Origin of the sequence: Rickettsia aeschlimannii (assembly GCF_047973405.1) — a bacterium.
Lineage (GTDB): Bacteria > Pseudomonadota > Alphaproteobacteria > Rickettsiales > Rickettsiaceae > Rickettsia > Rickettsia rickettsii.
Window position 1 is genome coordinate 24,680 of the sequence record NZ_JBFQGO010000006.1, and the last position, 15,396, is coordinate 40,075.

Genomic DNA, 15,396 nt, shown 5'->3' on the forward strand with positions numbered 1-15,396 from the left:
CGCAACAACGCCTGCTTGTAATGACGGATAAGCCGAACCACACAACAAAAACTAATATAAAAATAATTTCTTTCGGCTCTTACTAATTTCTTCATTTACATTATTATTATGGTGATGATAATTAGATTGAATTGTTATTAAATAAGCATTTATTGCTTTAGAAAATTCTTCAGTTTTATAACGAAAGAAATGGTCAGCTCCATTGATAATTTTATAATCAACTTTAATATGGGATTGTTGCTTAGATAATCTATTTGCTAGGTCTTTTACATCATCTGCCGATACTATACTATCATTATCTCCCTGTAATATAAACCCTGGAATAGGACAAGGTGAGAGGAATGAGAAGTCATATTTATGAATTGTATTAACCGGCGGCGAAATAGCAATAAAATGATTTATTTCCGGACGTCGCATTACAAGTTGCATAGCTATCCATGCTCCGAAAGAAAATCCTAATATCAGATTAGACTGAGCATTTGGGTTATTCTGCTGTAACCAGTCGAGAGCTGCCCCCGCATCAACCACTTCACCGACTCCGTTATCAAATTTACCTTGTGATCCCCCTACTCCTCTAAAATTAATACGTAAGACGGTATAACCGTTATCTGCTAAAATCTTATAGGCATTATAAACTACTTTATTATTCATATTACCCTCATATAAAGGATGAGGATGAAGAACTAATGCAATAGGGGCGTTAGGTGAGGTAGCTTTTGCATATCTTCCTTCAATTCGTCCTTCCGGACCGTTAAAATAAATTTGCGGCATAATTATTCATAATATTTAATTTGTTCGATATGATATTTTACCACTTTTTCTTATTAGTGCAACTATTCTTAATTAAAATATGATTGTATTGACGCATGCCGCCATATATACAAAATGTAGTCAAATCAGTTGGATTTAATTACAAGGAGCGAGAAGCGCAGCCTATAGATAATAGGAGAGCGACGAGAGACGATGTAAGTGAATTCAAATCATTTGACTATAGCGGATAATAATAACTGAATGGAGCTATATTATGAATATATTAGATTACGTGTTTCAGCAGATATAAAAATTGAAGCAGAAGAAATATTTAAGCAAATGGAGATGACTATGTCAGAAGCCATGAGGATATTCCTAAATCAATGTATAAACAGCGGCGGTTTGCCTTTCAAACCACATATTAAGATTCCTAATGAAAAGACTATAAAAACTTTTGAGGATACAGATAAGCAAATTGGTTTAACTATCTCAAATAATACAAAAGAAATGTTTAATAAGTTAGGCACCTAATTTGTATCATCATTGCAAGCGACTAAAAACCTTGTTGTACGACTTCTATGTCATTCCCGCGGAAGCGGGAATCTAGAAAAATCACCTTAATACTAGTATAAAAATTACAGATTATTGACAAAATAAACCTAAAAAACAAGTTTTTTATAGGTTTTACTGGATTCCCGCTTTCGCGGGAATGACATATAAAGATTATCTAAGAAAATACTGTTCGCTCCACTGCATCTACGCTATGTTGCACTAAATCCTTAGCAATTTCTTTAGTAATCATCTTTTTTAGACCATTTTTAAGTTTTTGTCTAACACATCCAAGCATTTGCGGTTCTGCTACAATAATCAATTCCTTATATTTAGCTTGATCAGCAGTAGTTACTTTCTCTAAATGTTTAATAACGCTCCTTGCTGCTTCTTTATGTTCTATATCTTTTAGCGAAGTATGCGGCTCAAACAACGAAGCCGGTGTAGATTTATTTTGGTAAAGGCTTTGTCTTTTTTCTCTATGGTGGTGACGCTCCTCTAAATCCAAAGATAATTTTAAAGGTGTATTAGTAGTAATTTTAACTCCTTGAGCGTCGTAAAGCATCATTTGCTTACTATCGATAACCGCAATTAATTTTAACGGTGCTGTACTTACCATAAATACCTCCATAAGAACTAAGTTGTAATTTTATGATAATACTAATTATTTTTAAAACCTAATATTAATTTAATAATTTTTGCTTTTCACTGTTAATAATTTGCTCAACCTTGTCATTAAGTATACGTACGTCTGTTTGCTCTATTTCTTCTTTTTCTATTACACCTATAATCTTTATCTTTATAGTTCCAGGTTGCTTAAACCAAAAACCTCTAGGCCAAAATAAACCGGCATTATGAGCCATCATCACAATTGGGACTTTAGTAATTGAAGCAAGCTTTACGGCACTTGGTTTAAATTTTACCGTTCTATCAGGCGGAACTTTAGTTGATTCCGGAAATATTATTAACCATAATCCTTCTTTTATTTTTTCCTGACCTTCTCTTAAAATCTGAGCAACCGAGCTATTAGTACCACGGTCAACCGCAATAGGTTTAACCATCCGAAGTCCCCAACCAAGCAGGGGTATATTAAATAATTCACGCTTTAATACCCAAGAATGTTTAGGAATAATCAGTTGCATAAACATTTGATCCCAAAAGGATTGGTGATTAGACACGACTATTGAAGTAGTCTTCGGTAATTTCTCAAGCCCCTCTACTTCATATTTTAAACCGCAACAAATTTTTGCAAGCCACACAAAAGCATAAGAAAAGATAATGGCAATTCTATATCTTATTTGATAGTTGACATTGAAAAATGTTACGGGTATGTAACATATAAGAAAAAAAATAAATGTAAATAACGATAATAATCCGTAAAATGATAAAATTCTTAAACGCCACAGCATAATTATTAAGATTAAGATAATTATATTAATTAAAATGGTATTTATAACATAATTTTACAATGAGTAAAATAAAAAGGTATTAAATGAAAAAAACTGTTCTTTCCGGTGTGCAAGCAACCGGTGCTTTACATCTCGGCAACTATCTTGGTGCAATTAAAAACTGGGTTAGAATGCAGGAAGAATATAATTGTTTTTTCTTCTTAGCAGATTTGCATGCTATCACGGTTGATATTAAGCCATCAGAACTTAACAATTCAATTATGGAGGTGCTTGCTGTTTATTTAGCAGCAGGGCTTAACCACGACAAAGTAACGATTTTTGCCCAAAGTATGGTGAAAGAGCATACTGAACTTGCTTGGCTACTAAATTGCGTTACACGGCTTGGATGGTTAAAGCGCATGACGCAATTTAAAGATAAAGTAGGTAGTAATCAAGAAAAGGCTTGTCTGGGGTTATTTTCCTATCCGGTACTTATGGTAGCAGATATCTTAATATATAAAGCCGATATAGTGCCTGTAGGTGAGGATCAGAAGCAGCATTTAGAGCTAACAAGAGATATTGCAGGGGTAATAAATAGAAGATTTAACAAAGAAATTCTAAAAGTTCCTGAGGTTTTAATTAATGAAACAGGCACAAGAATCATGAGCTTACGGGATGGATTAAAGAAAATGAGTAAATCTGATATTTCGGATTTTTCCCGTATCAATTTAAAAGACGATAACGATCTTATTCATCAAAAAATAAAAAAAGCCAAAACCGATCATTTAAGTTTTGTTAGCTATGATAAAGAAACAAGACCGGAAATTAGTAATTTATTAGATATTTATAGAAGTTTATCCGAAGAAAGCTTGGAAAAAATAATCGGTAATTATCAAAATCAAGGTTTCGCAAAATTTAAAGAAGATTTGGCAGAAATTATTATTACAAATCTACAACCGATACGTGATAAATATTTAGAATTAATGAATGATAAAGAATATTTATTAAAAATACTGCACAAAGGAGCAGAAAAAGCAAGAATTAGAGCTTCTGAAACGGTTAACGAAGTGAAAGAACAATTCGGATTTGTAATTTAAATTCATATATTGCAAGATTTCTCTTGAAATATATAAGATTATTTGGTATGAATCTTCTTGGATAGGTGGCCGAGCGGTTTAAGGCACTAGTCTTGAAAACTGGCGTACGGGCAACCGTACCGTGGGTTCGAATCCCACCCTATCCGCCAGCTCAGTTTATAGTATTATGCCCTTTTATTTTCTTTATAGTGCTTAGTATATTTATCTAGTAAAATCCTAATCATTTTTCGATAAGGAACATGTGCAGTTGCTGCTTCTGATTTAAAAAATTCTACACTCTCTTTACTTAAAGAAATGGTTACTGTTACTGAATCATCTTTTAATAGCAGTTCTCTAGGATGAAGAAATCTTTTACTATTTTTACTTCCCCTATTTCCCCATCAGTGTATTTTATTCTCTTGCTCATAAATTCAACTTTACCTAAACAAAAATATCTTTTTTCTGCAATACTATGGTCTACATCTTGAAGGATTATCCTTTTGATATCTAGAAAAGTTTTTTGAGCTTCATAAAAGCCTACGTTATGCTTACCAATATTAATTTTATTTTTTTCTTCGTCCCATTCAAAAGAAGAATGCATTTTTAGCCTTTAATCGATTAATTTAATAATACTTAGCTCTATACTAAATGTCCATATATTTATATGGGTAATAAACCATACTGTTTAGTTTTAAATTAAAATTTAAGAAAAAATTTATTAATTATTTTATCGCCATATTTCATTATTCCAAAGAGTATCTAAAAATTCTTGAATAGGCCAAGTGGTAATTTTTTTATTTTCTAAATTAATTATACGTTTTGTTTTAAGATATAGCATGTAATTTAAAATCAATTAAAATTTATTTACAGATAGCTTCCAACAGCATTTTAGCGGCTTTTATGCCTGCTTCTGTTGAAGTTTTTATATTGGTAGTTTCGGTATGGAAAGTTATTTTACTGCCGTCAAGGTTACCGAGCATAAAATCGGTTTGTATATTAGACATCTTCCCAAACTCTACTTCTAGGGGTAATTTGTACGTTAGTCCGGTACTCGCATCTGTGCAATCGCTTTTGTACGCTGCGGTGGCAAGTGCTTCCGTGTTTCCTTCAAATGCCTCCCTATAAGGGAGTTTGGGAAGATGTCTAGGATCTGCATCTAGATATTGTGAATAAGCAGCAATCGGGGTGCGGCAATTAGCATCTAGATACTCTAAAAATGCTCTTTCGGGTTTTATTAGTTCAAAAGTGGGAAGATGATTAATTTGGTTGCATATCTTAAGTATAGCATTATCGTCTTTTCTAATCTCAACTGCAATGACTCCCTGCCCTATGCACGGTAACATCTGTGAATACTCTATCAAATGGCAATACTCCGGATTAAACGCCTCTAACCTTTTAAGACCTGTATATGCTAAAATTGTTGCATCAACTTCGCCGGTCATTAGCTTTTTTATTCTTGAATCAACATTCCCTCTAAAAACCGTTACCTTTAAATCCGGTCTTATTTTTTGGATAAATGCTTTTCTTCGTACTGCCGAGCTACCTATTACAGCATTTTGCGGCAGCTCTTCTATAGATTTATATTTTAGACAAACAAAAACATCTCTGGGGTCTTCACGCTCTAAAACAGCAGCTATTACTAGCGGTTCAGGTATTCTACCCGGTACATCTTTTAAAGAATGAACAGCTAAGTCAATTTTTTTATCAAGCAAGGCTTGCTCTATTTCCTTTAAAAATAAAGCTTTACCGCCTATATCGTATAATGGTTTATTTTGGATTAAATCCCCGCTAGTAATAATCGGCACTATTTCACAATTAATATCAGGAAAAAATTGTTTGATTTGCTGAATAACTAAATTAGTGTGTATTAAAGCAAGTGGACTTTTTCTTGTACCTATTCTGATAGAGTTTGTCATTTGTTTTCTACTATTTCAAAAGGGTTAGTAAAACTTAAAACATTACTGTTTATAATTACTTCATGATTCATAATAACCGGATAATTTACTTCTCCATGCCCTATCCCTGCTGCTTTATAAGTTCCAATATTTTGAATATGATTTAAACAAAAACTTTTTATAGCTTGTTCTACAAACTCATCCCCTTTAGTAAAATCACCAAAGATTATTGCCTTTATGCATTCAAATATACCGGTATTTTTTAATTGAACTAGATTACGATGCACGGCATAGGCTTTTTCATTAACGTCTTCAAGCAATAGAATTTTATTGTCATCCCCGTGAGGATCCAGTATTATTTTTTCTGGATTCCCGCTTCCGCGGGAATGACATAAAGAAGCATAGGAATGAGAATGAATTTGCAAACCAGTACTAATCAATTTAGTTAAAACCGTTAAATTTCCGCCTGTCATTGTACCTGTTATATTTTCCTCACTAATTTTCTTTATAGGTATAAGTTGTATTTCACTCTTTTCTCCTTTAAGAACATTTATTATAGGCATAATATCCTGATTAGTAGGCAGTAGTAACGAAGTTAACACTGAGCCATGAATAGTTGGGATATTATAATGGTTATTTAGTAATAAATGCAAAACGGTAATATCGCTATAGCCTGTCAGGACTTTATCCCCTTTTTGTTCTATATTAAAACAATCTTCTACAAATTCACTGCATCCATATCCGCCGCGAAAAGCCCAAATTATTTTAACCTGTTCATTTTCCATAGCTTCTTTAAACATTCTCAACCTTTCCTCTTTAGAAGCAGCGAAAAAAGGCAATTCATCACCTGAAAAAATCTTATCATCTACTAAAGTTTTAAAATCATGCAACGCTAGTATTTTAATAGCTTCCTTTAATTTATCTTGTGCATCTGGACAGCTTGACGCCGGTGCTATAATTGATATAAAATCTCGTTGTTTATTAAAAATAATTTTTTTCATAATAATGTCATACTGTGGCCCCGCCACGGCGGTATCCGGTAAAAATGTTAAAAATGCGTGTTATAAGTTGTTTTTTAGATACCGTGGCGGGGCCACAGTATGACAGCAAAAAGTACTGGATTTCTGTGATCAACGGAATGACATTTTCAATTACAAAGGCATCGTAAAAATAAAAGTAGTCTTTTCCCTGTTTATCGTTTTCTGCCCAAATTTTTCCGGCGTGCAGTTCTATTACTTTCTTACATAATGCAAGTCCTACTCCTCTACCTCCTGCCGGTGTAAGTGTTTTAGAGCTTACGACAAATACACCGAATATACTCTGAAATTCCTCTTTCAGTACTCCTATGCCATCGTCTTTTATACTAAACAAGATATTATTTTCTTGCATGTGTAGATCAATTTTTATTATTCCCTCACTACAATAGCTGATAGCATTTATTATTAGATTATTGAATGTGTGTTTTAATATAATGAGGATCACAGTTAAAATTGAAAAGAATATAATAATTATATTCTTTTCAATATCAGATACAAAATTTAAGATTTTGCCGTTTAGATATAATTTCTTACATATTTTAATCCTTTCATGTAGCAATTCGCTTAAGTTTATATCTTTTTTATTTAGTTCATCATTAAGACTGGATAATTTTGAAAAATCTAGAATATTATTTATCAAGCTATTTAATTTAATAGAGCTTTTAGCTATAATCTCTACTGCATTGCGACGCTGATCTTCATTAAATTTATCATAATTAGCCCATAAGGTTTCACCAAGGCTAATAATACCGGTTAGCGGCGTATTGATTTCATGGTTTATATTACGTAAGAACTCATGTTTCAAATCAAGTAACTTCTCTAATTCTTGCTCTCTATAATTAACTCTATTACCTAAAGGAGTATTTTTTAGGTTAACTAATTTTTTTTGCTTTTGCCTTGGTTTTAAGCATACTATTAAAAGGCTACTAAATAAGGTTAGGAATATACTACTTTGAATTGAGAACTATCTATGCTAATTAATAACTTCTCATCCATAAAATATTTATAAAACTCTATTATACTAGCAAACACGCCTGTAACGGTCATAAGTAAAGTAGCTTGCCACCTGAATATCGTTGCAATTATAAGTAAGTTAATTATCGAACACATTAATTGCAGTTGATTAAAACTACTTGATATAACAAGTAAACTACCGAACAATATTAATATAATGAAAGTAGCCACAAACCAAGATAAAGATATAATATAATTCTTCTGAAACTTTAAAGACCATAAAGGATAAGTAATTAATATTGCAGTAGTTATAAGTGTGGTATGGTAAATAATATTATATATCTCCAAATGGTTCATTATTCTGCTACCTGATGTGGTATATAAAGATGAGAACATCGATATTAAAATAAATATACCGACATAACTATAAGTAATTTCTTGATTTAGTAGGGTACTTTCCCAATATTTAAGGATGTTAAAATTCTTAAGATCACGAAATAAAGTCAAACCTTTTCGTTCTCTTTCTTGCCTGATTATTTTAACGGCTAGCGGCTCTTTTAAAGAACTAAACTCTCCAGGGTGCTTTAAAATATAATGGCTTCCAAGGAAAAAGAGTAAATTTACAATAGTTGCGGGTAGTATCGGATAAATACCTAGAACTGCTCTTAAAGAAAATATTTGCCACAATATAATAGTTAATATTGCAGCAATCATACCGATAAAAAAACTTTTTGCACTTGATTTAAAACCGTATATTAACAAAATTAACGACAAAGTGATTAGCGGTAAATATATGCTAGTCAATAATAAAAATAGATTTATTAAATCTTTAGTGTAGAGCGATATAATAAAACCTATTAATCCTATAGTAATTGTAGTTATATAATTATAATTTAATGAAGCTTTTTTAATGATGTCATTAGTAAAAGTTACCACTGCGACGTTAATATAAGAGTTCGTACTTGCGATTATTATTGCCATAATAACGCCGACTATTAACCCCTTAAATCCTATATAACTTTTAATGATCCGTAAAAACAATTCATTGATGTTAACTACCGGATCTTGAGGCAATAATAATATTGCAATCCAAATGAATAAAACGGATAAACAAAGACAAATAACTGCCGAAATAAAAAATGTTCGTGATATTTGCCTTGTGTCTTTTGCCATCAATATTCTTTGAAAAATTGAAGGACCAAGTGACGGAATCGCAAAATATATAAAAATATTTAAAGAAATCCAAAATTTAGGACTAGTATAGTGAAACAATCCTTGTAAATCAGTAAGACGAGTTTGTACATTTGAGTCTATAACTATATGCGGATCGCTAAAAACATTCCATACGACAATTCCTATTACCGGAATAATTGCACTATAAGTAAAAAATTGTACGGCTTCGGTAAAAGTAACCGATTTTACACCGCCAAAAGCAGAATAGCTTATTATTACAGTGGCAATACATAAATCTATGTAAAAATTTGAAATGTTAAAGAATATCTGTAATATTAAACTTGCTACGTGGAATTGTATGGCAATCCTACCTATAGATATTAATATACTAACTATCGACGTAAGAATACGAACTTTGTTACCGTACGCCTCCCCTATTATTTCTGCTGCCGATAAGCTACCCAAAAAATTCTCAAAACGAGGAGCTATAAAGTCACTAATTAATAACCAACTAACGATGCTACCGAATACACTAGGTAATAAGTACAATAATCCGTCCCTATATATTCTTGAATTATCGATTAAAAAAGTACTAGTACCGATCCAAGTAGCAATAAGAGTTGCAACTATTGTACCTGTAGAAAAATTCCTTGTTCCTATCGCATATTCGCGAATATTTTTTATATTTAGAAGTCCAACTAGCAAATTAATCGCTAAAAAGCTAGTAAAAATAAGGAGATCTATATTTGGCATAGAGTTAAGTTATAGGGATTTTCTATGCAAATAATAATAAAGATAAAAAAAGAAACAAACAATAACATTTTTGTGGAGTTCAAAAAGTATGTCATTCCTATGAATACACATGGGTGTCATAAGACTCTATGTTATTCCCGCGTAGGCGGGAATCCAGTACTTCAAAACTTTTTAAAAGATTTTTTTAAAGCTTGCTTTATCTCGCTTTATGCTGAATTCCTGCTTCTGCGGGCATGACATAAACGAGCCATGCAATAAGGCCGCTTTTAGCTAGGAATGACATACAAGACTCATTTTTATTCATAAAGATTAAACTCTTCTACTGCCTGACCTAATGATGCTACAGTATAATCATTATTATACCAAGTTGTGTACTCATCAAGTGCATTATGACAATCATTGTAATCAACTATAGCTGTTTTTTCTCTTCTAATACATTTGCTGCAGTTTTATTACCCACCATCTTGATACTTGGATCAAACGGCGGCTTGTTTTCTTTGTTTAATAATGCTTTTAGAGTTGAGTTGGAAGTTTTGGGTTGCTAGCATTAACTTTTGAATTATTTAAAAATAATCTATGGCTAAGAGTAGCTGCATCTTGAGTACACTGAAGATTTACATTACCGCCATTTTGTATTAAAGTTTCTACGATTTTAGTAGCGTTATAATCGCTATACCAATCAAGTAGCGTTTTACCACTCTTATCATAGAAATTTACATCAGGTTTTGTATGTGTATTTTTTATGCATTTTTCTAAGAATGTGGCTCCAAATTCACCGAATCATGCTATTGCATTAGAATTCAATTGATCCATAATGTTAGGATTAAATCCTTGCTGTTTTACTATTTTTTCTATTATAGGCTCAGCTCTTGACCGGATGCTTTTGAAATATCTTGTTTAATAGACCATATTATATTACCAAGCATAGCAATTATATTATTACTGCCGGTAGAATTTTCAAGGTTACAATTTTCTAATGTTTTTTCTACTAATTCCTTTACATTCATTATTAAAGTTTTAAAACCTGCTTGAGCTAAATATTTATGACCGTTATCGGACATTTTAGATATTGTATTTTGTATTTGTAAAGTACCGGTAATAAATTTTAATATATTATTTGCTTCAAGCGAAGAATTAGCGCCAAATTTAACTAGATTCTCAATTATTTTATAATATTTATCCATTTGAGTTTGAAATAAACTTGTATTTTGATTACTCGGATTATTAGTAATAAGCTGATATTTATTTAAATATGTATTGTAGAATATAAAGCAATATGATTATCTTAACCAAGATCATTATTAATATCTAAACCTAATTGTGTAAATTTTTCAATTTGTGTCTTATGGAAATCATCAGAAATATGCGACTCCATAGCAACACGGAAAAAATTATGAATTTGTGTTTTCTCAGTTGAAACAAATTTTGCCATAAGTGCAGGGTTATGATGAAATACATCAATAACATTGGAACTATTACTCTAAATATCCCATTCAAGCATAGTATTACCATTTGTATCTTTCTTATCCCAATTAGTGTCAGGGATGAGGATCATTTTGTTTAATGTCTGTACAGCAGTATTTTCTAAAACATTTTTAACATTCTGATCTTATTGTTGATAAGCTACAAAGAGCTTCAAAAATATTAAGTTTGTTGTTAATATTAGTTCCGTTTAATATAGTCGGTATTAATTGTATGTTTCCTGAAGTTAATAATTGAAAAGGTGTATACATAAAAGTCTCAAATTTATATTAATTTTTTATAAAAAAATACCATGAAATATGGTTTATGTCTAATTATTATAATACATGAAAACTTAATAAATATCAAGTAGTTATTAAAAAGTTAACTATTATTTAATACCAAGGTGCGAGAGATAAGTTTATTTTAATCCCTTTAATGGTAACATCAGCTTCTTTATCGGCAAGATATTTTTCTTCTCTGATTAAGGCGATTGCTTTATTGTGATAACTTGAGCATATTACGCCGATTTTATTGTTATCTGCGAGTATTTCTTCATCTTTAACTAATGAAGATAAATCTTCATCTGCTGTAATTTTATATATCTTTCTTCTTATAACTCCTTGATATTTAGCCCTTGAAATCACTTCCTGCCCGACATAACAACCTTTATCAAAACTAATTGCATTTAACTCCTCAGCACCATACACATTTGGAATAGATTTACCTGTGATTAAATCTTCCACACCATCTATTATTGCAAAATTATATTTATCTTCTAGGTATATTGGATTCCAGCTTTCGCTGGGAGATGTTGTTGAGGGTGGCGGTTCCCCCTCTGTCACCCCGTGGCTTGACCACGGGGTCCAGTCTTTTTTAATTATTTTCTGGATACCGCGGTCAAGCCGCGGTATGACATCTAGCTTATTTATTGAGCGGAAACCAAGCTTAGCATAACGAGGATCACGAACCGTAATTAGCGAGTCTATATCTAATTTTTGAAGTGAGTAGATAACTTTATATTCGTCACTACAATCTATTACTTGTATTTTTGAGCGAAATTTATAGAAGTTTAAATGCTCTATCAAAGCAGCTTTATTACTTTTATCAATATCAAGGTAAATTTCCTCAGGGTTATGAACATACACGAAAAAATCAAATAAATATCTTCCTTGATTATTAAGTAAATAAGTATAGCAATAATTATAGTCAATTGATTTGGATTCACCTACTGCGTTACTCGTCGTCTCGCCTATTATTATAGGCTTCGCTCCTCGCTCCTTGTATCCGAATTCAACTGAATTGATTATACTCTTACAAATATCGTTAGTAATGAGATTTTGTAGGAACTTTACGGAATCGAAACCTATTATTTTGATAACTTCTCTATTACTTAATATTTCATACATAATTATAATATTATTGACTTTATAGGTTCCTAACTACTATACTCTAAATTTATATAAATTAAACTTAATAATCATGAGATGTTCATCTTACTGTACTTCTTCCGAATATGAGATGAGTGATCTAGTTACTAATTTAAAAAAGATTGGTCTTGAACCTCAACATTTTGACGATGTTTTATATATTCGGAAAGAGATAAATAAAGATTCTGATTTTATAGAGATATTTTTTTTCCCGTTTGGTTGTATAACTATTTGGGGCGGCGATGAAATTCAAGAAAAAATAGTTTTAAGCGATACTGATTTAGTACCAGTAAATAAGCTTAAAGAGCTGGTATCCGATTATATTTATTTTGAATATAATACGGAAGTCAAGAAAACATTTATTGATGAAGAAAAAAATAAAATAATCTTAGCAGATAAATCAGTTTTTGTTAAACTTTCTATTTCCCATGCTCTTGCACAATCGGTTAAACTTAGCGTTCTTGAGCAATCTGTTAGTAACTTGATTGTTCAGACAACCCCTATACAACAGGAACTAGCTAGAACCGGTAGCGTATCGCTTTCTAAAAAGGAGATATTACAGCAAATAGGTATATTATTTAACGAGCGTTATTCAATCAGTTTGCATAGCGATATATTTGATACTCCGGAATTCTTTTGGCGTCGTCCGAGTTATGAGCCTCTATATCTCATGACGGCAGAGTTTCAAGACATAGAAATACGGCAAAATATAATGAATCATCGTCTTAATATGATTCATGAGCTTTTAGACATTCTTTCAAACGATCTTAATTATAAACATTCCACCAAACTTGAGTGGATTATTATTATTTTAATCGGTCTTGAAGTTGTTCTGTCGTTATCTCATACTAATCTTTTCTTAAAAATTATCGGAGCTTTATAAATAGCTTCTATGAAAATTATTGATAATCAAAAAACATTAGAAGAATTTTGTAACCGGTTAGCAAATAAGGCATGCTTAAGCATAGATACGGAATTTGAGCGTCGCTATACTTATTATGCTCAGCTTAGTATAATTCAAGTTAAAGCAGAAGAATATTGTGGAATAATTGATGCATTAAGCAATTTAGATCTGAATATTTTTAGTAAGCTGCTTGCAGATAATAATATTACTAAAATATTTCATGCTCCTCGTGAAGATTTAGAGATTTTCTATAATTTATTTAAAACACTACCTGCTAATGTTTTTGATATACAAATTGCAGCAAATATTTGCGGATTCGGTAAACAGCTAAGCTATGATGACCTTTGCTGTAAGCTAATCGGTATTACTATCGATAAAATCCACCAAAAATCTAACTGGCTAAAACGCCCTATTACTAGTGATATGTTAAATTATGCAATGTTAGACGTGGAGTATTTGTATAAGATATATAAAGAGTTAAATAATATAATTATTAGAAATAATTTAACTAATAAATATCAAACTACTCTTAGTTCTTTATTAGATGTTAGAAATTATAAGGTTGAGTCGAAAGATGCTTGGAAAAAAATAAAATATAGAAGTGATGATAAGAGTTTTAATCACAAAATTCAAATGCTTGCAGCTTATCGTGAAGAGAATGCACAAACTATAAATATTCCTCGTAAGCATTTTATTTTAGATGAAGATTTAATAAAGCTTAGTAAATACCCGCCATTGAATCACAAGGATTTTAAAAATCTAAATTTAAAAAGCAAATATTTACACAAACAAAAATATAAAGATGAAATAATAAGTTTGTGTAATAACTTATAAGAAAAAAGCTATAAATCAAATAACTTGTAGCCTATTATGAATAGAAAAAAAATTGGCCAACTAAACTAATGTAACTTGTATCTCACTATCTTGTACTACTTTGACATGTTCGTTGTATACATCATCAGGCAAGTTACTAAATGCTTGATCTATAATAAGTGTTCCTACTCCTACTAATGCTAATTGAAAGCAAATATCTCCAGTCTGAGTATCGCCGGATATTTGTCCTATTTCTAGCCAATCTCTAACTGCTTGCGCAAAAAAAAAGCAAAAGGTACACCGCGATCAATACGACAATTTTTTTTATTATATCAACCATTTTACCCTAAGTTGATTTTTGTAATAAAAATATATAAGTATAATATTTTATACAATAAAAAAAGTTAAAAAAATTAAGGTTATTTATACCGAAATCATAAATTTAAGCTTACGATCATGAGATTCAATCAGAAAATTATCTATTAATTGTTCTTTTAAACAAACTCCGGCGGTTAATATATTTCGGTTATTATTAAGATATCGGTCAAAATATCCTTTGCCGTATCCAAGTCTATAACCCTCCTTACTAAACGCAAGCCCTGGGATAGTAACTAACTCAGGAATAAAAAAATCATTATTTATAGGTTCATAGGTTTTAAAAGCCCCTAAAGCCAATTGATCGTTATAATGATAAGGACAATATTTTATCTCATTTTTTATGATTTTCGGTAGGAAGAATCTTATTTTAGGATGTAAGTTTGTTATTTCAAGTAAGTTAATTTCGTATTTTAGAGGAAAGTAAAGTCCTACTGTCTTTACTTTTAACTTCTGTAATAACCGGCTAATTTTATTGATTAGAGAGTTTTTGACTAAATCGGAATTAATCTTATCTTGGTTTTTTATTAAAAATTCTTTGAAATAAAGACGCAGCTCTTGTTTGGTCATAAATATCCTTAAATTCGTCATTGCGAGCGACTGAAGGACTTGTGGTATGGCTCGCTTCATCTCTGTCATTCCGCGACTTGTTGTTGGATCTAGTTAAAAATACTAATAATATTAGCATTTTTAGTGGTTTTACTGGATACCGTGGTCAAGCCACGGGATGACACCGAACTGGTTTTTCAAGTCATGCAACAACGCCGCGACTGCAAGGAGCGTGGCAATCTCATAAGGCAGGACTCCTGAGATTGCTTAGTCAAAACTTACAGTTTTT

The 15,396-nt window shown here is 31.4% G+C and carries 13 protein-coding genes, 1 tRNA gene and 6 pseudogenes; 5 read left to right on the plus strand and 15 right to left on the minus strand.

Annotated features, from left to right (window positions below; genetic code table 11):
• Nucleotides 1-51: 51 nt before the first annotated feature.
• The gene (locus AB4K15_RS05415) at nucleotides 52-771 is read right to left on the minus strand and encodes an alpha/beta hydrolase (RefSeq protein WP_032073405.1); all 720 of its coding nucleotides are present in this window, start codon (nucleotides 769-771) and stop codon (nucleotides 52-54) included.
• A gap of 240 nt (nucleotides 772-1,011) precedes the next feature.
• On the opposite strand from AB4K15_RS05415, the gene AB4K15_RS05420 reads away from it, so the two are divergent.
• Nucleotides 1,012-1,281: a type II toxin-antitoxin system RelB/DinJ family antitoxin gene (locus AB4K15_RS05420; protein ID WP_084698704.1), complete on the plus strand. Its 270-nt coding sequence runs from the start codon at nucleotides 1,012-1,014 to the stop codon at nucleotides 1,279-1,281.
• 196 nt (nucleotides 1,282-1,477) lie between these two features.
• Here AB4K15_RS05420 and AB4K15_RS05425 read toward each other — a convergent pair whose 3' ends face one another.
• Together AB4K15_RS05425 and AB4K15_RS05430 are read right to left on the minus strand one after the other, a co-directional pair.
• Nucleotides 1,478-1,918, minus strand: a complete 441-nt coding sequence (locus tag AB4K15_RS05425) for a host attachment protein (protein ID WP_032073404.1) — start codon at nucleotides 1,916-1,918, stop codon at nucleotides 1,478-1,480.
• 64 nt (nucleotides 1,919-1,982) lie between these two features.
• Nucleotides 1,983-2,708 carry a lysophospholipid acyltransferase family protein gene (locus AB4K15_RS05430; protein ID WP_032073403.1) on the minus strand — a complete coding sequence of 242 codons (726 nt, stop codon included), beginning with the start codon at nucleotides 2,706-2,708 and terminating at the stop codon, nucleotides 1,983-1,985.
• A gap of 83 nt (nucleotides 2,709-2,791) precedes the next feature.
• On the opposite strand from AB4K15_RS05430, the gene trpS reads away from it, so the two are divergent.
• Both trpS and AB4K15_RS05440 read left to right on the plus strand, forming a co-directional pair.
• Nucleotides 2,792-3,784, plus strand: a complete 993-nt coding sequence (trpS, locus tag AB4K15_RS05435; RefSeq protein WP_032073402.1) for a tryptophan--tRNA ligase — start codon at nucleotides 2,792-2,794, stop codon at nucleotides 3,782-3,784.
• Between the two features lie 59 nt (nucleotides 3,785-3,843).
• Nucleotides 3,844-3,933, plus strand: a tRNA-Ser gene (locus AB4K15_RS05440).
• A gap of 15 nt (nucleotides 3,934-3,948) precedes the next feature.
• Here the strand turns inward: AB4K15_RS05440 and AB4K15_RS05445 are convergent.
• From AB4K15_RS05445 to ygfZ, 9 genes and pseudogenes are all read right to left on the minus strand, one after another.
• Nucleotides 3,949-4,190: pseudogene (locus AB4K15_RS05445) on the minus strand (CopG family transcriptional regulator).
• 66 nt (nucleotides 4,191-4,256) lie between these two features.
• Nucleotides 4,257-4,364, minus strand: a pseudogene (locus tag AB4K15_RS05450) (BrnT family toxin); the annotation flags it as partial.
• Between the two features lie 259 nt (nucleotides 4,365-4,623).
• The gene (gene hemC, locus AB4K15_RS05455) at nucleotides 4,624-5,679 is read right to left on the minus strand and encodes a hydroxymethylbilane synthase (RefSeq protein WP_032073400.1); all 1,056 of its coding nucleotides are present in this window, start codon (nucleotides 5,677-5,679) and stop codon (nucleotides 4,624-4,626) included.
• Nucleotides 5,676-6,659: an LD-carboxypeptidase gene (locus AB4K15_RS05460; protein WP_500225734.1), complete on the minus strand. Its 984-nt coding sequence runs from the start codon at nucleotides 6,657-6,659 to the stop codon at nucleotides 5,676-5,678. The genes hemC and AB4K15_RS05460 overlap by 4 nt, the downstream gene beginning before the upstream one ends.
• A 150-nt stretch (nucleotides 6,660-6,809) precedes the next feature.
• Nucleotides 6,810-9,575: pseudogene (locus AB4K15_RS05465) on the minus strand (sodium:solute symporter family transporter).
• An 854-nt stretch (nucleotides 9,576-10,429) separates the two neighbouring features.
• Entirely contained in the window at nucleotides 10,430-10,759 is a 330-nt protein-coding gene (locus AB4K15_RS05470; RefSeq protein ID WP_500224925.1) for a hypothetical protein, read from the minus strand.
• 62 nt (nucleotides 10,760-10,821) lie between these two features.
• Nucleotides 10,822-11,130, minus strand: a pseudogene (locus AB4K15_RS05475) (hypothetical protein).
• A 40-nt stretch (nucleotides 11,131-11,170) separates the two neighbouring features.
• Nucleotides 11,171-11,308, minus strand: coding sequence for a hypothetical protein (locus tag AB4K15_RS05480; protein ID WP_500224927.1), 138 nt, complete (start codon nucleotides 11,306-11,308; stop codon nucleotides 11,171-11,173).
• Between the two features lie 123 nt (nucleotides 11,309-11,431).
• On the minus strand, nucleotides 11,432-12,445 hold the full coding sequence (gene ygfZ / locus AB4K15_RS05485; protein ID WP_032073397.1) for a CAF17-like 4Fe-4S cluster assembly/insertion protein YgfZ: 1,014 nt from the start codon (nucleotides 12,443-12,445) through the stop codon (nucleotides 11,432-11,434).
• Nucleotides 12,446-12,557: 112 nt separating this feature from the next.
• Between ygfZ and AB4K15_RS05490 the strand changes: the two genes are divergently transcribed.
• Nucleotides 12,558-13,349, plus strand: a complete 792-nt coding sequence (locus AB4K15_RS05490) for an RMD1 family protein (RefSeq protein ID WP_032073396.1) — start codon at nucleotides 12,558-12,560, stop codon at nucleotides 13,347-13,349.
• A 9-nt stretch (nucleotides 13,350-13,358) separates the two neighbouring features.
• The gene (locus AB4K15_RS05495) at nucleotides 13,359-14,204 is read left to right on the plus strand and encodes a ribonuclease D (RefSeq protein ID WP_032073395.1); all 846 of its coding nucleotides are present in this window, start codon (nucleotides 13,359-13,361) and stop codon (nucleotides 14,202-14,204) included.
• Between the two features lie 60 nt (nucleotides 14,205-14,264).
• On the opposite strand, the pseudogene AB4K15_RS05500 reads toward AB4K15_RS05495, so the two are convergent.
• The 3 genes and pseudogenes from AB4K15_RS05500 to AB4K15_RS05510 form a co-directional block, all read right to left on the minus strand.
• Nucleotides 14,265-14,523, minus strand: a pseudogene (locus AB4K15_RS05500) (hypothetical protein).
• A gap of 83 nt (nucleotides 14,524-14,606) precedes the next feature.
• Entirely contained in the window at nucleotides 14,607-15,128 is a 522-nt protein-coding gene (locus AB4K15_RS05505) for a 5-formyltetrahydrofolate cyclo-ligase (RefSeq protein WP_032073394.1), read from the minus strand.
• A gap of 95 nt (nucleotides 15,129-15,223) precedes the next feature.
• Nucleotides 15,224-15,323: pseudogene (locus AB4K15_RS05510) on the minus strand (permease); the annotation flags it as partial.
• Nucleotides 15,324-15,396 lie beyond the last annotated feature (73 nt).